Genomic DNA, 18,203 nt, shown 5'->3' with positions numbered 1-18,203 from the left:
CGGACCACCGCCGGCGGCGTTCCACGGCGGTCCACGGCGGTCCGGTCGGACCGGCGTCACGGCATCACGGCGATACGGCCCGCGGTCAGCCCGTCGGCGACCCGCTGCACCGCGTCCGCCGCCCCGACGAGCGGCACCCGCTCGCTCACCAGCGGCTTCACGACCCCCTTCGCGGCGAGTCCGGTCAGCTCCTCGTGCGCCTGCCGCACCGCCGCCGGGTCGTGTGCCTGGTACAGACCCCAGTGCAGGCCCACGATGGAGTAGTTCTTCACCAGCGCGTGGTTGAGGGCCGGGCTGGGTATCGCGCCGCCCGCGAAGCCGACCACGAGGATCCGGCCCTCGAACGCGACGCACTTGGCCGAGCGGGCATAGGTGTCGCCGCCGACCGGGTCGTAGACGACGTCGGCGCCCCGGCCCTCGGTGAACTCCTTGACCACCGGGACGAAGTCGTCGGCGCGCCGGTCCACGACGACGTCCGCGCCCAGGGACCGGGCCACGTCCGCCTTCTCCGGACCGCCGACCACCGCGATCACGCGTGCCCCGGCCGCCTTGCCCAGTTGGACGGCGGCACTGCCCACGCCGCCCGCGGCGGCGTGCACCAGCAGGGTCTCCCCCGCCCGCAGGGCAGCGCGGCGGTGGAGACCGAACCAGCCGGTCTGGTAGCCGATCCACAGGGCGGCCGACTCGGCGTCGTCCAGCTCCCTCGGCGCGGGGTGGACGCGATCGGCGTCCATGAGGGCCAGCTCGGCGAAGGCACCGCCCGGCAGCTCCGGGGAGCCGATCACCCGGTCGCCGACAGCCGCACCGGTGACCGCCTCACCGAGCGCGACGACCTCACCGCACAGTTCCACTCCGGGGGTGAACGGCAGCTCCGGCTTGAACTGGTACTGGCCCCGGCACAGCAGCGCGTCGGGGAAGTTCACCGTGGCCGCCCGCACGCGTACCAGCATCTGGCCGGGCCCCGCCTGCGGCTCCGGCACCTCCGCGAGTCCCATCACATCGCCGGGCTCGCCCGTCTGTCGCACCTGCCATGCCTTCACTCGAGTCCTCCTCGCCGCACTGGCCGTACCGGCTGGTCGGTATGGTCGGTATGTGTCGTTGATCGTTGGGGCCTCCGGTCCGGGTCGGGGCGGACCGGAGCGGAGCGGTTCAGCTCACTTCTGGTGCCGCAGGGACGTCAGCAGCAGGTCGGCGAAGCTGTCGGCCACCTGCTGCGGGCCCAGCGGACCACCGCGGCGGTACCAGGTGGCGAGGTGGTGCACCGATCCGAAGAAGAAGTCCACCACCAGCTCCGCCGGGGTGTCGTCACGGAACACCCCGGAACGCTGGCCCTCCTCCACCAGAAGGCGGAACCGCTCGTGGTAGCGGCGCCGCTCGGCCCGTACCGCCTTCTGCTTGGCCGGGCTCAGCTGGTGCATCGACTGGAAGAAGATCCTGCTGTCGTCGAGGTTGGCGATACTGGTCACCACGACGTCGGCCGACGCGGCCCGAAGCCGCTCCTCCACCGGAGCGTCCTGGTCGGCGAAGGACTCCAGACGTTCCATCTGCATCCGCAGGACACGGGCGTAGATCTCGTGCAGCAGGTCGTCCTTGGACGCGAAGTAGTGGTACATCGCGCCCTTGGTCACCTCCGCCGCGTCCACGATCTCCTGCACGGTGGTGCGGTCGTAGCCCTTGCGGGCGAACAGCCGGGTGGCCACCGTCAGCAGCCGCCGCGGCACCACACCCTGCGGATCCGCGGCGGCTGCCGGGCGACGGGCGGTCGCACGTGGCATGACTGGGTGCTCCTTCCCCCGGTGGACCGCCCCACCGGAAGGCGGGACCGTCTCGCGTGCCCGGTCAGGGTACCGACCGCGCCCGCCCAGCCCGCCTCGCAGCCTGATCACCCCTCGCTCACCGCCCGGTCAGCGCGACGGATCCAGCAACAGCTTTCCGAAGGTGCGGCGGGCCCGCAGATCCTCGTGCGCGCTTGCGGCCCCGGAGAGCGGGTGAACGCCGCCGACCTGCGGTTTCAGGCGACCGTCCGCCGTCATCGCCAGCAGCTCCGCCAAGGGCTCGCGGTACATCCCGGGGCGGCTCAGGCAGTGCATCAGCCAGAAGCCGACGACGGCCTGCGAGCGGCCCATCAGCTTCGCCGCCTCCACGGGCTGCGGGGGGACCCTCGAGGCCATGCCGTACGTCACCAGCCGGCCGAACGGGGCGAGCGCGGCCAGCGAGGCGTCGAAGACGGGGCCGCCGGTCATCTCCAGCACGACGTCGACCTTGCGGCCGCCGTTGGCCTCGACCAGCCGCTCCTTCATCCCCTCGGCATCGGCCTCCACGGCGACATCGGCGCCGAGTTCCAGCGCGAGGTCCCGCTTCTCCTTGGAGGAGGCGGTGGCGATCACCCTGCCCGCTCCCAGCGACTTGGCGAGCTGGACGGCGAGCGAACCGGTGCCGCCCGCGGCCGCGTGCACCACCACGGACTCGCCCTCGACGAGCCGGGCCGAGGTACGCAGCAGGTGCCACGCCGTCACCCCTTGCACCACCAGGGCGAGCGCCTGGCCGTCACTGACGCCCTCGGGGATCTCGTGGGCCTGCTCCTCCCGGACGGCGGTCTTCTCGGCGTAGCCGCCGTTGTCCACGAGGGCGACGACGCGGCGGCCGTCGGGAGTGCGGCCCACCACCTCGGCACCGGGAATCATCGGAAGGGTCGCGGCGGAGAGGTAGGAGTTCTCCACCAGATGGGTGTCCGCGTAGTTGACCCCGGCGGCCGACACCTCGACGAGCATTTCGCCCGGCCCGGGCTCCGGGTCCGGCAGGTCCACCAGACGCAGTACCTCGGGCCCGCCGAACTCCGTGATCAAAATCGCGCGCACTGCTTCTCCCACTCTCGCGGTGGCATTGTCGTCCTCCGCCGACGCTATGCGCCGCCGAGGGTCCGAGGGAAGGGCGCGACCGACTAGTCGGTATGTGATGTCCATCTCGACGGCGGACAACTCCCAGGCCGGGCCGCCGCGTCGCCCGCCCTCCGGGGCGCCGATCGGGGCGAAGTCACTCCTTGGCGAGGACGTCGGCCAGGGCGAGAGCGGCGTGCGCGGCGTCGGTGTGGCCGACGTAGAGGGGAGCGAAGCCGAAGCGCAGCACATCGGGTGCCCGGAAGTCCCCGATGACCTGGCGGTCGATCAGCTCGGCCATCGCCTCCCGGGCACGGGGGTGGCGCAGGCTGACCTGGTGGCCCCGGTCGGTCCCCCGAGGGGTGAGGACCTCGGCGGTCCCGGGCGGCAGCACGGTGTCGACGCATTCGGTGAAGAATCCGGTCAGGGAAAGGCCCTTGGCCCGCACCTGGGCCAGATCCACGCCGTCCCAGACCTCCAGGGCGGCCTCCAGGGCGAGCAGGGACAGGATGTCGGGGGTGCCGCACCGGGCCCGGGTGATGCCGGACGCGGGCTGGTACTCGGGGTCCATGGCGAAGGGGTCACGGTGGCCGCCCCAGCCGGACAGGGGCTGGTCGAACCCGTCCTGGAGCGCCGAGGGCACATAGAGGAACGCGGGGGCTCCCGGTCCCCCGTTGAGGAACTTGTAGGTGCAGCCCACGGCGAAGTCGACCCCGAGTGCGTCCAGCCCGATCGGCAGGACGCCCACGCTGTGGCACAGGTCCCAGGCCATCCGCGCCCCGGCGGCGTGGACGCGTGCGGTGATCGCGGCCATGTCGTGCAGCCGGCCGGTCCGGTAGTCGACGTGGTTCAGCAGCACCACGGCGGTCCGCTCGCCGAGCACGGCCTCGAGACGGTCGACCGTCGCGGTGCGCAGCCGCACGCCCGTGATCTCGGCGACGGAGTGGGCGATGTATCCGTCGGTCGGGAAGGTGGCCGCGTCCACGACGATCTCCCGCCGTCCCTCGGGGGCGAGGCGGACGGCGGCGACGAGTGCCTTGAAGATGTTGGCGCTGGTGGAGTCGGCGACCACCACCTGGCCGGGGGCGGCACCGACCAGAGGGGCGATTTTCTCGCCGACCCGCTCAGGGGCTGTCCACCACCCCTCCGACCAGGACCTGATCAGACGCCCGCCCCACTGGCGCCGGACGACGTCGTCCATCCTCGCGGCGACCCGGCGCGGGGGGGCGCCCAGGGAGTTGCCGTCGAGGTAGACCACGTCCGGGTCGAGGTCGAACTCGGCCCGCAGATGCGCCAGCGGGTCCTCGGCGTCCAGCTTCGCGGCCCGTGTGATCAGGTCGTTCGCGCTCGGGGCGATGGCCATGGGGTGCCTTTCACATGTAGGGGTCACACGTAGGAGCGGGCGGTCCACAGCTCGGGGAACACATCGCGGCGGGCACGCTTCTCCAACCAGGACACACCGGCCGAGCCGCCGGTGCCGGTCTTGGCGCCCATCGCCCGCCGGGTGGCGATCAGATGGTCGTGGCGCCAGCGCGTGAACTGCTCGGCCACATCCGTCAGCGCCTCACCGAGGTCGCTGAGCTCACCGGGCTCGCCGCAGTAGATGGCGGCCCACACCTGCTCCACCTCGGCGCTGGGCCGGTACGGCTGGGTGAGGTCGCGCGACAGCAGCTCCGCCGGAACGGGGTGTCCCCGGCGTGCGAGCAGGGCCAGCACGTCGTCGTACACACTCGGCGCGGACAGCGCCTCCTCGAGCTCGGCGTGCAGCGCGGGCACCGAGCGGTGCGGAACGAGCAGCGAGGCGGACTTCTCCCCGAGCAGGAACTCCATGTGCCGGAAGGCCCCCGACTGGAAGCCCGACCCCTCCCCCAGCGCGTCGCGGAAGGAGTTGAACTCACGCGGGGTCATCCGGGCCAGCGGCAGCCATGCCGCCCGCAGCGCCTGGAGATGGGCCGCACTGCGCCGCAGGGCGTCCAGGGCGCCGGGCACGTCGTCGTCGCGGAGCCGCTCCTGTGTGTGCCGCCATTCGAAGACGAGCAGGGTGAAGTACAGCTCCATCACCTGGGTGATGACCAGGAAGGACATCTCCCGTGGGTCCTTGGTCACGGTCTTTTGAAGCGAGTGCAGCACGGAGGCGTGGACATAGTCCTCGTACGGCGTGGTGCCGCCGAAGTCGAGCCTGGGTTCGGCCGCATCGGCCATGACGGGGCAGCTGAGGTACGGGTCGGCCGTCACCTGCGATCACCTCCAACATCGAGCGCAGGCGCCATTGTGCAAAGCGGAACCGCGAATCCGAAGGGCCGGTGCAGAAAACAGACGGCGTGATCTTTTACGAACGCAATCAGGATCGTGGGCTACCTTTACGATCGTGAGAATCATTCTGGACGCCGTCGACTGGGCCCTGCTGGACGCGCTGCAGAGCGACGCCCGGCTGTCCTACAACGAGCTCGCCCGCAGGGTGCACCTGTCCGCGCCCACGGTGGCCCAGCGGGTCCGCCGCCTGGAGGACGCGGGCGTGATCACCGGCTACCAGGCCAGGATCGATCCCGTGGCGGCCGGCCTGCCCGTCGTGGCCCAGGTGAGGATGAAGTGCTACGGGGCCAAGTGCATCACCGTGCACCCCGAACTGCTGGAGGACCTGCCCGAAGTGGTCGAGGTCTCGCGCCTGACCGGCGACATCTGCTCGATGGCCAAGGTCGTGACCTCGTCGGTCATGGAACTGGAGCGGGTGCTGGAGAGGCTGGCCTACTACGGCGAGACCTCGTCGGCGATGGTGCTGTCGACCCCGATCGCCTGGCGCCCGCTGCCGCACGCCGACTGACGTCCCCCCAGTAACGTCCGCCGCGTGACGTCCGCCTGCGGCAGCGCCTCAGCCGCCCGCGAGGAGCAGTCCGCTGTCGTTGCGCATGAGCCATTCCCGGTAGGCGGGGTTCGCCCAGGCCAGTTCCAAGTACGCGTCCTGGAGATCGGCGTAGACGGCGTCGGTCTCGCCCGCCTCGGCGATCCGGGGCCCCGACACGACGGAGAGGCGCACGGTCAGGGGGTCGTCCTCGAGCGGCCGGATGACCGTGCCGGCGCGAGGCCGGGACGTCGGCTGGCAGGGGCACACCGCCTCCGCGGAGGCCACCAGCTCCGCTGCCGTCGTGTTGTCCCGTACGTGCACCAGACGGGGGGTGCGCCCCACGGCCGTGAACGCCCGGCGCACCGCGGCGCACTCGTCGTCGGCGGTCGGGTCGACCATCCATTTGTCGCCGGCCAGGTCGCACAGCCTCACCAGCGGCCGCTCGGCGGCCACGTGGGTGGCCGACATGGCGATGAACTGGGGCTCCCTCTCGACCAGGACACGCTGTCGCACCCCGGGAGGAAGCCGCAGCGGAAAGCCCTCGACCTCGTACACGAAGGCGACGTCCAGCTGATTCATCGCCACCATGTGGAGGAGCATGGACACCGACACATCGACATGGATCGTCGTATCCGTTTCCGGGAGCCGGGCGTGAAGCCTGCGCAGCCACCCGGGCACCGCCCGGCTGCCGATACTGCCGACCCTCAGCCGCGCGCCTCCCGTGCTGACCGCGGCTTCCTTCGCCTCGGTCACCAGGGTGCTCATGTCGGCCACGATCGAGCGCGCCCGCGAGAGCACCGATCGCCCCAACGGCGTCGGCTGGCACCCGGCCTGACCACGGGTGAACAGCAGCCCGCCGATGGCGTTCTCGATTCGCCGAAGCTGAGTCGTCAGAGACGGCTGGGTCATCCCCAATTGCGCCGCGGCCTTCCGCACGCTGCCTGCGTCGGCGATCGTGCAGAGCACACGAAGGTGCCTCACCTCGAGGTCCACGGCGGGAGCATAACGGCGGGTTCCGCTTTTCCACCAGACGCATAAAAGCACGCGAACACCGCGTGAACACCATCACTCAATCGAAGCGGGCAATTCGCCGACCGATTGGACGGTGTTATCGCCAGTTGACATCGTCCGCCCGGCGCGAAAATCTCGCAGACTCTGCGGCACCAGCAGTTTCGTCCAGGGAATGCCACTGCCTCACATGTCATCAAGTGGCTTTCCCCTGGGGAGAAGGAGGCCGCATGATTCGCTCCAGGATGTTGCTCTCGGCCGCTCTGGGCGCCGGGCTCACCGCGGCGTTGACCGCTCTGCCCGCCTCGGCCGCCGTGGCCCAGCAGGCGCCGGACGGCGGCGTCACCGCCTCGCGGTACATCGGCTCGGCAGCCGAGAAGGCGGGCAACAAGGCGTTCTTCGAAGCCGTGATGAAGTCCGTCAAGGCACGGCAGGCCGCGCACCCCAGCGCCACCGCGGCGGTCACCGTGTACTACGACGCCGGGCGGGCGCCCACTTTCTCGGCGCAGATAGCCAGGAGCGCCCGGATCTGGAATGGCTCGGTGTCCAACGTCAAGTTGGCGGCGGGCAACTCGTCCATCGCGGATTTCCGGTACTACGAGGGGAACGACTCCCGCGGCTCGTACGCGAGCACCGACGGCCACGGAAGCGGCTACATCTTCCTGGACTACCGGCAGAACCAGCAGTACGACTCCACTCGCGTCACCGCTCACGAGACGGGCCACGTGCTCGGCCTTCCGGACCACTACTCCGGCCCGTGCAGCGAGTTGATGTCGGGTGGCGGCCCCGGGCCGTCCTGCACCAACCCGTATCCGAACGCGACGGAGTCCAGCCGTGTCAACCGCCTGTGGGCCAACGGCCTGGCGGCGTTCAGCAAGTCGGCGTACCACTAGGCACAGCGGGCACTCCACGTACACCGAGCACATCCAGTGCGCCCGAGTGCGACGGGCCCACCGGGCACTTCGCCGGCCGCCGGTACGGTCCCATCGCGGAGCCGTACCGGCGGCCGCCGCCGTGTCCGCTCGCCTTGAACACTTCAACACCTTCAGCACCTTCAACGGCGGCTCCATCTGCCGACGCCGTGACCATGAGCGCGGCATCCGTCACCCACGGCGACCGGGGCCGGTGGCCGGCGCGCTCCTCGCGCCCCCTGCTGCCCCACGCCTCGCGGGAAGAACCGAGCGGGGCGGCTTCACCTGTAGCCCCGCAGATCGCATCGGGGGGAATATACAAAGAGAGGGTTGCGCGGGGGCGCGCCGATCTCGATGGGACGGACACGATGAGCACACCCAGGGCGGCGACAGGCCGAAACACCAGCGGTCCGTTCGCGGTGCCGCACGCGGCCGTGGTGGTGGTCGACGAGGGCGGTGTGATCGAGCGGTGGAGCCGCGCCGCCCAGGAGCTTCTCGGCCACAGCGCGGACGAGGTACTGGGGCGGTCCGTCACGGCGCTCCTGCCGCCCGGCAAAGATGCGGACTCCGCCCTGTCGGACCGGCAGCGCGTCGAGGACGGCTGGTCCGCCAGGGCGCTCGTGGCCCATCGCGACGGGCACACCGTGGATGTCGCGGTCCAGGCGAGCCCGCTGTGGGAGAGCTCCGAGGGCTCCAGTTGGCTGGTCGCCGTCAGCGAGATCCGGAAAGTGCGTGAGTGGGAACGCGATCAGGCGGTGTTCCGGGGCCTGTTCACCCAGTCGCCGATCGGTATGGCGGTCGTCGATTCCCGGATGAGGTACCTGCTGGTCAATCCCGCTCTGGAACGGCTCGAGGGCACTTCGGCGAACGCCCTGCTCGGGCGCAGGCTCGGCGACACCGTGCCGGGCCACGACGGGGCCGCGATCGAGCAGGAGGCCCAGCGGGTGCTGGAGACGGGCGAGCCGCTCGTCGCCTTCGAGCAGATCGGTCTCACGCACACCGATCCCGGGGCCCACCGCGACCGTGTCCGCTCCAGCTCCTCGTTCCGCCTCCAGGACCCCTCGGGGCGCGTCCTCGGGGTGTGCCACACGGTCCTCGACGTCACCAGCCACCACCGGGCCAGGCAGCGGCTGGCGCTGGTGAACGAGGCGAGCGGTCGTATCGGCAGCACCCTGGACCTCGGTCGGACCTCCGGGGAACTGGCCGATGTGCTGGTGCCCCGGGTCGCCGACTTCGTCTCGGTCGACCTGCTGGACGCGGTGGTGAACGCGCAGGAGATCCTCCCGGGGCCCGTGCACGAGTCGCAGGTGCTGCGGCGGTCGGCGCACCGGTCCATCGCGGAGGATGTGCCCGAGGCCGTCGTCCGGACCGGTGAGCGCACCAACTACCCACCGGGATCACCGCCCGCGATCTGCCTGACGAGCGGCAGGCTGATCCTGGACGCCGCCGTGGACCTGTCCGCGCCATGGCTCGAGGAGGACCCCGCGCGGGCGGAGAAGATGCGCGGGTTCGGCATCCACTCGGCGATCGTGGCACCCCTTCAGGCCCGCGGCGTCACCATGGGCATGGCGACTCTCGCCCGCTGGAAGAACCCGGAGCCCTTCGACGAGGACGACCTCCTGCTCGTGGAGGAACTGGTCGCCCGCGCCGCCGTCTGCATCGACAACGCCCGGCGCTTCGCCCGCGAACACAGCGCCGCGCTCACCCTCCAGCGGAGCCTCCTCCCCCACGACCTGCCCAAGCAGAACGCCGTCCACGCCGCCTCGCGCTATCTGCCGGCGGATGTCCAAGCGGGCGTCGGCGGTGACTGGTTCGACGTCATCCCGCTGTCCGGGGCCCGGGTGGCGCTGGTCGTCGGGGACGTGGTGGGCCATGGCATCCACGCCGCCGCCACCATGGGCCGGCTGCGCACCGCCGTCCATACGCTCGCCGACCTCGACCTGCCTCCGGACGAACTGCTGACCCACCTCGACGACCTGGTCATCCGGCTCGCCGAGGAGGCGGACGACGCCTGGGGCGGGACCGCGGACGGCGCCGGGGTGATCGGCGCGACCTGCGTCTACGCCGTGTACGACCCCATCACCCGCAAGGCGACGATCGCCCGCGCGGGCCATCCCAGCCCGGCGATAGCCCATCTGCGCACCCCGGTGGAGTTCCCCGACATCCCCGCGGGTCCGCCGCTCGGGCTCGGCGGTCTGCCCTTCGAGAGTGCCGAGATCGACCTCGAGGAGGACACCGTCATCGCGTTCTACACGGACGGGCTGATCGAGGCGCGCGACCAGGACGTCGACGTCGGCTTCGAGCGGCTGTGCTTCGCCCTGGCGCACCCCGACCGCCCGCTGGAGGAGATCTGCGACACCATGGTCCGCACACTGCTGCCGGACCGCCCGCGCGACGACGTCGCCTTCCTCGTTGCCCGCACCCGGGCTCTCAGCAGCGACGACGTGGCCTCCTGGGAGCTGCCCTCCGACCCCGCCGCCGTGGCCCACAGCCGTCGGCTGGCCAATCGGCAGCTGCACGAGTGGGGGCTGGACGACATGTCGTTCACCACCGAGCTCATCGTCAGCGAACTCGTCACCAACTCCATCCGCTACGGCAGCGGACCGATCCAACTGCGCCTCATCCGCGACCGGGCACTGATCTGCGAGGTCTCCGACGGCAGCAACACCTCACCCCACCTGCGGCACGCCCGCAGCACCGACGAGGGCGGGCGCGGCCTGTTCATCGTGGCCCAGTGCGCGGGCCGTTGGGGCACCCGCTACACCGGGGAGGGCAAGACGATCTGGGCGGAGCAGCCCTTTCCTCCGTAGGGCTCGCCGGTCACGGTCTCGAACCGCCCGCGGCGTCCGGCCGGGGGGATCGCGCCGGCCAGGGGCCGGGCGTCAGGCCGAACGCACCGCCTCACCGACGGGCTCCGGGGTGTAGTACGCGGCCCGGACCCGCAGGAGCCAGTCCTGCGCCGGCCGCTCGTCCGGCTGCTCGGGCAGCACACCCGGCTGGTCGAACAGGTGCTCAGCTCGGCTCAGGAAGTCCTCCGCCCGTTCCGGCCGGTCCGCGATCCAGGCACCGAGGTCCCGCACCCGTTCCGGGTCGGGCAGCCGGATGGTCAGCTCACCGGTGCTGTGCAGTTCCTGCCCCTGCTCGAGCAGGCGGATCAGATGCCGGGCGTGCTTCTCCATACGGCCCCTCACCTCGGGTGAGGACGCGCCGCTGCGCCGGGACTGGAGCTTGCGGAACTGCTGGGTCGCGTAGCCGAAGTAGGCGTTCCTCACCCTCCCGCGCCCGAGCAGTGAGCGGCGCAAGCCTATGAGCTCGTCGCCGAAGGCGGTCCGCATCTCGTAGAGGTCCTCGGGCAGCCAGACCAGCTCCATCACCGTCGGATTGCCGCCGAGAGCGAGCCGGCACCACTTGGCGGCCTCGTGCAGGGTGCTGTCGGGCACCGTGGTGACATGGGACTCCGGAGGCCGGTGCAGACCGTGGAATGCGTGCGTGGGCGCGGCGAAGACGCCGAGACGGTCGATGTCGGAGCCCTCGTGGGCGAGTCCGTAGGCGGTCGAGCCGACGATTCCGGACAGCAGGACGTTCACTGGATCCCCCGAATGTGTGCGCCAGATCCCATGCGGGCACCAGGCTCCCCGGTGGCGGCCGTGGAAGGCGAGTGAATTTCCGCAGCGGCCGGGTTGCTGTGAGGGCGGGTCAGGGGCAGGAGAGGACCGAGTGCGGGTAGGCAGCAGCCGACACCGCACGATTCCCGCGTCCACTCCGCTCATGGAGCCGCTGTGAAATTCGGAATCTCGACGCTCACCACCGACGAGGGCATCAGGCCCGTGCCCCTCGGGAGAGCGCTGGAGGAGCGCTCGTTCGACTCGCTGTTCGTCGCCGAGCACGCCCATGTCCCGGTGGACCGCCGCACGCCCTGCCCCGGCGGCGGTGAGCTGCCGCGGATGTACTACCGCACCCTCGGCCCCTTCGTGGCGCTGAGCGCCATCGCCGCCACGACCGAACGGGTCCTGCTCGGGACCGGTATCGCCCTGGTGCCCCAGCGGGATCCGATAACTCGAACGGGTCCTGCTCTACCTTCCGACGATGGGAGAGCAGGAGACGGTGAAGTACCTGGACCGACTGGCCGAGGTCGCCGCCCCGTTCCGCTGAGCCGGGCCCGCGGACCCTCCCGACCGCCGCAGGCTCCCGCCGAAAAGGACCCAGAGCCGAGATGCCGACCGTGACGAGTACGCGGGCCCGGGAGTGGTTCGCGGCCGCGCGCATCGCCCGGCTGGCGACCGCCGACCCGTCCGCCCACCCGCACCTGGTACCGGTGGTCTTCGCCCTGGACGGGGACACGCTCGTCCTGGCGGTGGACCACAAACCCAAGCGGACAAGGCGGTTGAGACGGCTCGCCAATATCGCCGCCAACCCGTCCGTCTGCCTTCTGGCGGACCACTACGAGGAGGACTGGGACCGCCTGTGGTGGGCGCGGGCCGACGGCGAGGCGAGGGTGCTGCCGCCCGGGGACGAATCCCCGGTGTCGGCGCGCCATGCGGCCCTACTGGCGGCGAAGTACCCGGCCCAGTACGCCGACCGGCCCCCCGAGGGGCCGGTGGTGGAGGTCTCGGTCCGGCGCTGGAGCGGCTGGACGGCGTCATGAGCGCACCCGCCGGGCCCGGGGCTTGAGGGCTTGGGGCTCGGCCTGGGGAGGTGGAGGCTCGGGCTGGGGAGGTGGGGACTTGGGCTGAGGGCTTGGGCTGGGTCTTGGGGCTGGGGGGCTGGGCTTCGCGCCCGGGGAGCCTCAGCCGCCCCGGGGGTACATCCGGCGCACCTCGCCCTTGAGGCTCGCGGCCAGGTAGCCGCCGCCGTACTCGTCCGAGACGTAGACGCGCAGCGCCGGTGCCTCGCCGAGGTGGCCGGGGTCCACGATGATGTAGCGGCTGGTCGGGTGGGGCACGCCCAGTTCCTTGTCGGCCTTGCGCAGCAGGGCGGGGAGCACGTCCCAGTCCACCGAGTCCAGGTCCACCGTCTCCTTGCCGAAGACGAGGGTGCCCCCGGGGCCGCTGCGGGAGGCCGCGGAGTCGCGGTACTCGAATCTGTCGTACAGGTTCTTGTCGGCCTTGGTGGGCGCGGAGGCGATCGCGTACTGCGGATAGACGGTGAAGTCGGTGACCCGCGTGCCGCCCATGAGCGGACTCAGGCTCTTGACCACCGACCGAATGTGAGCCGGGGACAGCAGGCTCCCGGAGACGGTGGAGGGGGTGGTGTCAGCGGGTGGGGCGGGGCTCGTGGGCGACCGCGATTCCCCGGTCTCCTTCTTGGACGCCTTGGGGCCGGGCTTGCTCGTGGCCGACCGGTGGGTGCCGGGGGCGGGACCGGCGGCATCCTTGTCGGTCCCGTGCCCGAAGGGCGCGAAGGCCAGCACCGCGGTCACGATCCCCGACACGACCGCCACACCGACGACGGAGGCGATCACAGCCGTACGGGCGCCGCCCGCTCGTGCGTCCCGTACGTCGTGTGTGGCCCGTGGGCCCGTCCGGGGAGGCGGCGGCCATTGACCGTCGAGTTCCACCGGCTCGGGGCGGGGCATCGCGTCCTGCGGACCCCGCTCGGCGTTCACGAGCATACGGTCCAACGTCGCGGCGTCCGGCCGCGCCGCGGGGTCCCGCACCAAAGTCGCGGACAGGACGGGCGTCAGCGGGCCCGAGCGCATCGGCGGGGGAAGGGGCTCGTCCAGCACGGCGGCGAGAGTGGCGAGACTCGTCGCCCTCCTCAGCGGATGGCGCCCCTCCACGGCCACGTAGAGCATCATCCCCAGGGACCACAGGTCGGAGGCGGGATTGCCCTCGTCGCCGCGGATGCGTTCGGGGGCGATGTACTCGGGCGAGCCGATCAGCTCACCGGTCGCCGTCAGGCTGGTCGACTCCCGAAGCCCGGCGATGCCGAAATCCGTGAGCACCGCTGAGCCATTCGCCCTCAGCAGGACGTTCGCCGGCTTCACGTCGCGGTGGTGGATGCCCGCCTCGTGCGCGGCCCGCAGCGCGGACAGGACGTCACGGCCGATCCTGGCGGCCTCGTTGGGCCACAGAGGGCCCTGGGCCAGGCGTTCGTGCAGCGAGGTGCCGACCACCAGCTCCATGACGATCCACGGGTGGGGCACATCCGGCGCGTCCACGATGTGGTGGATGGTCACCACATTGGGGTGGCCGAGCCGGGCGAGCGCCCGGGCCTCGCGCAGGACGCGCTCTCGGAGGGTGCGCGCGGCCGTCGGGTCTGCGGCGAGCATCGCCGGGTCCGGAGGGCGTACCTCCTTCAGCGCCACCTCCCGGTCCAGCATGGTGTCGCGGGCGCGCCACACCGTTCCCATGCCGCCGCTGCCGAGCCGCCCGAGCAACTCGAAGCGGCCGTCGATCACCCGTCTGCCAGGCCCCCCTGCGTTCATGGGGATCAGAGTAGAGGCTGTGCGGTGGACACCCGTCACCTGCCGGGGGCGGGGAGGCCGGGGGAGGCGCACGCCCGGCCTCCGTGGTCTCGGACGATCTTCGGCAACGGCCGTCCCACCTACGGAATCCGTTGCACAGATTCCATCAGCAAGAGAAAAACAGTCGTTCCCAAGCGCTGGATCGACTGATACCGTCCCTGCCACTATCACATCCCAGCCTGCCGGGGTCGGACAAGGACCAGTCGGGAACGGATCCATCTCCCGGTCCCCGGGGCCGCCGACAGGCGCTGAAGGAGTGCATTCTTATGCGGATCCTGCTGGTGGGGGCAGGAGGAGTGGGCACGGCGATCACCAGGATCGCGGCCCGCCGTCCGTTCTTCGATCACATGGTGGTCGCCGACTACGATCCCGCTCGCGCCGAGGCGGCCGTCGCCGCCCTCGGTGGCGACGCGGACCGCTTCACCGCCGCTCAGGTCGACGCCTCGGACGAGGCGGCCGTGACAGCACTGCTGGCCGAGCACCGCTGCGACGTCCTGCTCAACGCGACCGACCCCCGCTTCGTGCTGCCACTGTTCACCGCGGCCCACGCGGCGGGCACGCACTACCTCGACATGGCCATGTCGCTGTCCTGTCCGCACCCGGAGCACCCCTACGAGAAGACCGGAGTCAAGCTCGGCGACGCCCAGTTCGAGCGGGCGGACGAGTGGGAGAAGGCAGGGCGCCTGGCCCTGGTCGGCATGGGCGTCGAGCCGGGCCTGTCGGACGTGTTCGCCCGGTACGCGGCCGACGAACTCTTCGACGAGATCGAGGAGGTCGGCATCCGCGACGGCGCCGATCTGACCGTCGACGGCTACGACTTCGCCCCGTCGTTCAGCATCTGGACCACCATCGAGGAGTGCCTGAACCCTCCCGTGGTCTACGAGGCCGGCCGCGGCTGGTACACCACCGACCCGTTCAGCGAGCCGGAGGTCTTCGACTTCCCCGAGGGCATCGGCCCAGTCGAGTGCGTCAATGTCGAGCACGAGGAGGTGCTCCTCGTTCCACGCTGGGTCGACGCGAAGCGGGTCACCTTCAAGTACGGGCTGGGCAACGAGTTCATCGAGGTCCTCAAGACGCTGCACAGGCTCGGACTCGACCGCACCGACCCGGTCACCGTGGCCGGTGAGTCCGGCCCGGCCCGGGTCTGCCCCCGCGATGTGGTCGCCGCCTGCCTGCCGGACCCCGCCACCCTCGGCGACCGAATGCACGGCAAGACCTGCGCCGGGACCTGGGTGAAGGGCACCAAGGACGGCCGAGAGCGCGAGGTGTACCTCTACCACGTGGTCGACAACCAGTGGTCGATGGGCGAGTACGGCTCCCAGGCGGTGGTCTGGCAGACGGCCGTCAACCCGGTGGTCGCACTCGAACTGGTGGCCTCGGGGGCCTGGTCCGGCAGCGGGGTGCTCGGGCCGGAGGCACTGCCGCCCGGGCCGTTCCTCGACCTGCTGACGGAGTACGGCTCGCCCTGGGGGATGCGCGAGCAGTAGGCGTCGGCGGGAACTCGCACCCGTGAGCCGGGGGAGGCGGGGGCGGGCCCGGGGGGCGGGGCGCGGCGGCAGGGTGCCGCCCCCGCCGCCGGGTCACGCGGCCGCGTCACCCCACCGGGTCGGGTCGCCGGGTCGGGTCGCTCACGGCCTTTCGCTCACTGCGGTCCTTCGCTCACTGCGGCCCTTCGCTCATCGCCGCCTTCGGTCACTCACATGGGCGGCGGGCCCTGGGCACCATGGAACGCGGCCGGGGCAGCAGGTCCCAGGACAGCTCCGTGTACAGGGCGAGCAGGGATTCGGTGTCGGCGATCCTCGCGAATCGTTCGAGGTGCTGCCGGATCTGCGCGTCGTCCCCCTCGCGGACCGCGGACGCGATCCGTGCGATCAACTCGTCGCTGTCCGACGCACCGGCGTTCGACCTGTTCATACCGGCACCCCTACCCTCCGGCGCGGCGGCAAGCCCTGGCTCACCCTTATGAGGAGGAAGGTCCACCCGGCTGGAGTATGGTCATCGCGTAGTCCGCCATGAGCACGTCGGCAGCGGTCGCCGCGAAATCGCCGAGCCGGTGCCGCGTCCGTGCCGCACGCACGACGTCGCGAGGCTCGGGCTGACACGGCTGATCGGAGTGCACAGTCATGGGCGTGAGTCGGGCATCCTCTCACCAGCGGTCATCGCCTTCCCAGGCATCCCGGATATCCCAGGCATCCCGGGCGTCACAGGCCGCCTGCGAGGTCATCGAGCTGCTCGAGGTGCTGTGGGAACAGGGCCGCGAAGCCGCCTCACCGGCGCCGGTGTCCACTTCCCAGCTGCGGGTGATGCACATCCTGGACCGCGACGAGGGCATCAACCTGCGCACCCTGGGCGAGATGCTGGGATCGGCCCCCTCGTCGGTCAGCCGCCTGTGCGACCGTCTCCAGGCGCTGGGCCTCATCGAACGCGCCGCCAGCCCGCTCAGCCGGCGGGAGCTGGAACTACGGCTCACCAAGCGGGGCAGGAGCCATCTCGCGGATCTGCGGGCCCGTCGCGAGGAGGCGATGCTCGCCGCCATCTCCCGGATGCGGCCCTCCGCGCGCAGGGCACTCGTCGAGGGACTGGTCGGTTTCCGGGCCGCCGTCGACGAGACCTCCCCCGCGCGTCGGCAGTCTCCTCCGGGAAGCGCGATTCAGTCGGCCTGACCCCGCCCGGTCGTTCCGCACGCCGCCGCACCGCATCGGACAGCGAGTTCCGCCCCGCGTACCGCCCCGGTCGAGCCCGGCGCGATCAATGCCCTTTGACGGAGCCGCCGTTCGATCGAGATCATCTGACGGACCGTGGGCCGCTGTCGTCACCGCGCTCACCGCTCGCGGCGCTCGGGGCCTGGCGGACAATGCTCAGGAAGTCATGTACATGGACCCATCGGCCGTGCAGGATCGGGCTCAAGCCCGCCCACACCGCGCTCGGCGCTCCCGCGCGGCGACCTCGCGCTGGTTCGGACCACTGCCGCGGTGTTGGGATATGTTGAAGCGTGAGCAGGAAGGAAGGGGTGGTCGTGGCACCGGGGCCGCAAGCAGGCAAGCGGGCTGCTGCCGACGACGCGGGGAAGGGGCACCACGAAGCGGAGGCTCCTCCCACGGCCCGGCTGCTCGCGCTGTTCGACGGCCATCGGCTCTCCCCCACCCAGCGGCGCATCGCCCAGTACCTGCTGGACCACCTCACCGAGGCGGCGTTCCTGTCGATCACCGATCTGGCGGAGCGTGTCGGGGTGAGCCAGCCCTCGGTCACACGCTTCGCCGCCGCCCTGGGATTCAGTGGATTCCCCGCCCTTCGAGAGGCCCTGCACCCCATCGCGCTGAGCGCCGTCGCCAGTTCCCCGGACACGCACGAGGAGATCCGGCGCAATGAGCTGCAGGCGGCCGTCGACGCCGAGATCGAGAACCTGGAGAGCCTGCGCCGAGCGCTCGGCGACCCCTCCACCGTGCTGGAGGTCGGCCGCGAGCTGGCCCACTCGGTGCCCCTGACCGTGCTGGGCCTGCGGATCTCGGAGTCCTTGGCGGAGTACTTCTCCTACGCCGCCAAGCGGGTCCACCCGGATGTGCGGGTGCTGACCCGCGGCGGCAGCATCGCGAACGACGCCCTGCTCCAGTCACGGGAAGCGGGCGGCACCTGGGTGCTCGCCTTCGCCATGCCCCGGTACGCCAACGAAACCCTGGACGCGATGCGGACCGCCCACTCGGTGGGACTGCGGGTCGCCCTCATCACCGATGTTCCGCTGGGGCCGCTGGCCGACGAGGCCGATGTGGTGTTCACGACCGGCACCGGTTCCCGGCTGGTGTTCGACTCCTATGCCGCGCCGGTGGTGCTGGCCGCCACGCTCCTGCAGGCGATGGCCGACGCCGTTCCCGAGCGCACACAGGCGCGGCTCGAGGCCTACGAGCAGTTGGCCGAGCAGCACCACTTCTTCCAGGGAGACTGACCCCTCCGGCGGACCGGCCTTCCCCGCCCCTGAGCGTGCTTCGCGCCGTCCGCGCTTGTTCGGCGACCCCGCTTCACGGGCCGCGTTCGCCGTGCCGGGTTTAGAACTCCCTCGCAAGAGCTCCCTTACAAGAGCCCCCTCACAAGCGGAAGATAACGGT

16 protein-coding genes and 1 pseudogene are annotated in these 18,203 nt (G+C 71.2%); 8 read left to right on the top strand and 9 right to left on the bottom strand.

From position 1 onward, the window contains the following. Positions 1 to 56: 56 nt before the first annotated feature. The 5 genes from IEY86_RS17155 to IEY86_RS17135 form a co-directional block, all read right to left on the bottom strand. Positions 57 to 1,040, bottom strand: a complete 984-nt coding sequence (locus IEY86_RS17155; RefSeq protein WP_189132585.1) for an NADPH:quinone oxidoreductase family protein — start codon at positions 1,038 to 1,040, stop codon at positions 57 to 59. Between the two features lie 114 nt (positions 1,041 to 1,154). Continuing rightward, positions 1,155 to 1,775, bottom strand: a complete 621-nt coding sequence (locus IEY86_RS17150) for a TetR/AcrR family transcriptional regulator (RefSeq protein ID WP_189132584.1) — start codon at positions 1,773 to 1,775, stop codon at positions 1,155 to 1,157. Between the two features lie 129 nt (positions 1,776 to 1,904). Further along, entirely contained in the window at positions 1,905 to 2,858 is a 954-nt protein-coding gene (locus IEY86_RS17145) for a quinone oxidoreductase family protein (protein ID WP_189132583.1), read from the bottom strand. A 175-nt stretch (positions 2,859 to 3,033) separates the two neighbouring features. After that, positions 3,034 to 4,239 (bottom strand): kynureninase, encoded by a 1,206-nt coding sequence (gene kynU, locus IEY86_RS17140; protein WP_189132582.1) that lies wholly within the window; start codon positions 4,237 to 4,239, stop codon positions 3,034 to 3,036. Between the two features lie 23 nt (positions 4,240 to 4,262). Beyond that, complete coding sequence (locus IEY86_RS17135; RefSeq protein WP_189132734.1) at positions 4,263 to 5,078, bottom strand: tryptophan 2,3-dioxygenase; 816 nt, start codon at positions 5,076 to 5,078, stop codon at positions 4,263 to 4,265. A gap of 166 nt (positions 5,079 to 5,244) precedes the next feature. Between IEY86_RS17135 and IEY86_RS17130 the strand changes: the two genes are divergently transcribed. After that, on the top strand, positions 5,245 to 5,697 hold the full coding sequence (locus IEY86_RS17130; RefSeq protein WP_229698510.1) for an Lrp/AsnC family transcriptional regulator: 453 nt from the start codon (positions 5,245 to 5,247) through the stop codon (positions 5,695 to 5,697). Between the two features lie 48 nt (positions 5,698 to 5,745). Here IEY86_RS17130 and IEY86_RS17125 read toward each other — a convergent pair whose 3' ends face one another. Further along, the gene (locus IEY86_RS17125) at positions 5,746 to 6,711 is read right to left on the bottom strand and encodes a LysR family transcriptional regulator (protein ID WP_229698509.1); all 966 of its coding nucleotides are present in this window, start codon (positions 6,709 to 6,711) and stop codon (positions 5,746 to 5,748) included. A gap of 245 nt (positions 6,712 to 6,956) precedes the next feature. Between IEY86_RS17125 and snpA the strand changes: the two genes are divergently transcribed. After that, on the top strand, positions 6,957 to 7,619 hold the full coding sequence (gene snpA, locus IEY86_RS17120) for a snapalysin (RefSeq protein ID WP_189132581.1): 663 nt from the start codon (positions 6,957 to 6,959) through the stop codon (positions 7,617 to 7,619). Between the two features lie 386 nt (positions 7,620 to 8,005). Beyond that, positions 8,006 to 10,447 (top strand): SpoIIE family protein phosphatase, encoded by a 2,442-nt coding sequence (locus tag IEY86_RS17115; RefSeq protein WP_189132580.1) that lies wholly within the window; start codon positions 8,006 to 8,008, stop codon positions 10,445 to 10,447. A gap of 72 nt (positions 10,448 to 10,519) precedes the next feature. Here IEY86_RS17115 and IEY86_RS17110 read toward each other — a convergent pair whose 3' ends face one another. After that, positions 10,520 to 11,407 (bottom strand): nucleotidyltransferase domain-containing protein, encoded by an 888-nt coding sequence (locus tag IEY86_RS17110; RefSeq protein ID WP_189132579.1) that lies wholly within the window; start codon positions 11,405 to 11,407, stop codon positions 10,520 to 10,522. A gap of 9 nt (positions 11,408 to 11,416) precedes the next feature. Between IEY86_RS17110 and IEY86_RS36515 the strand changes: the two are divergent. Further along, positions 11,417 to 11,692: pseudogene (locus IEY86_RS36515) on the top strand (LLM class flavin-dependent oxidoreductase); the annotation flags it as partial. A gap of 158 nt (positions 11,693 to 11,850) precedes the next feature. Next, positions 11,851 to 12,282 (top strand): TIGR03668 family PPOX class F420-dependent oxidoreductase, encoded by a 432-nt coding sequence (locus IEY86_RS17100; protein WP_189132577.1) that lies wholly within the window; start codon positions 11,851 to 11,853, stop codon positions 12,280 to 12,282. Positions 12,283 to 12,423: 141 nt separating this feature from the next. Here the strand turns inward: IEY86_RS17100 and IEY86_RS17095 are convergent, their stop codons facing one another. Beyond that, entirely contained in the window at positions 12,424 to 14,064 is a 1,641-nt protein-coding gene (locus IEY86_RS17095; protein ID WP_189132576.1) for a serine/threonine-protein kinase, read from the bottom strand. Positions 14,065 to 14,369: 305 nt separating this feature from the next. Between IEY86_RS17095 and IEY86_RS17090 the strand changes: the two genes are divergently transcribed. Then, on the top strand, positions 14,370 to 15,590 hold the full coding sequence (locus IEY86_RS17090; protein ID WP_189132575.1) for a saccharopine dehydrogenase family protein: 1,221 nt from the start codon (positions 14,370 to 14,372) through the stop codon (positions 15,588 to 15,590). Positions 15,591 to 15,795: 205 nt separating this feature from the next. Here IEY86_RS17090 and IEY86_RS17085 read toward each other — a convergent pair whose 3' ends face one another. Next, a complete protein-coding gene (locus IEY86_RS17085; RefSeq protein ID WP_189132574.1) occupies positions 15,796 to 16,017 on the bottom strand; it encodes a hypothetical protein in 222 nt (73 codons plus the stop codon). 209 nt (positions 16,018 to 16,226) lie between these two features. Between IEY86_RS17085 and IEY86_RS17080 the strand changes: the two genes are divergently transcribed. Both IEY86_RS17080 and IEY86_RS17075 read left to right on the top strand, forming a co-directional pair. After that, positions 16,227 to 16,766 (top strand): MarR family winged helix-turn-helix transcriptional regulator, encoded by a 540-nt coding sequence (locus tag IEY86_RS17080; RefSeq protein ID WP_189132573.1) that lies wholly within the window; start codon positions 16,227 to 16,229, stop codon positions 16,764 to 16,766. A gap of 353 nt (positions 16,767 to 17,119) precedes the next feature. Then, complete coding sequence (locus IEY86_RS17075; protein WP_189132731.1) at positions 17,120 to 18,043, top strand: MurR/RpiR family transcriptional regulator; 924 nt, start codon at positions 17,120 to 17,122, stop codon at positions 18,041 to 18,043. Positions 18,044 to 18,203: the final 160 nt, after the last annotated feature.

It is taken from the genome of Wenjunlia tyrosinilytica, from assembly GCF_014646055.1.
Taxonomy (GTDB): domain Bacteria; phylum Actinomycetota; class Actinomycetes; order Streptomycetales; family Streptomycetaceae; genus Wenjunlia; species Wenjunlia tyrosinilytica.
The sequence above is the reverse complement of the archived record's forward strand: the minus strand, read 5'-3'. Positions and strand labels throughout refer to the sequence as shown.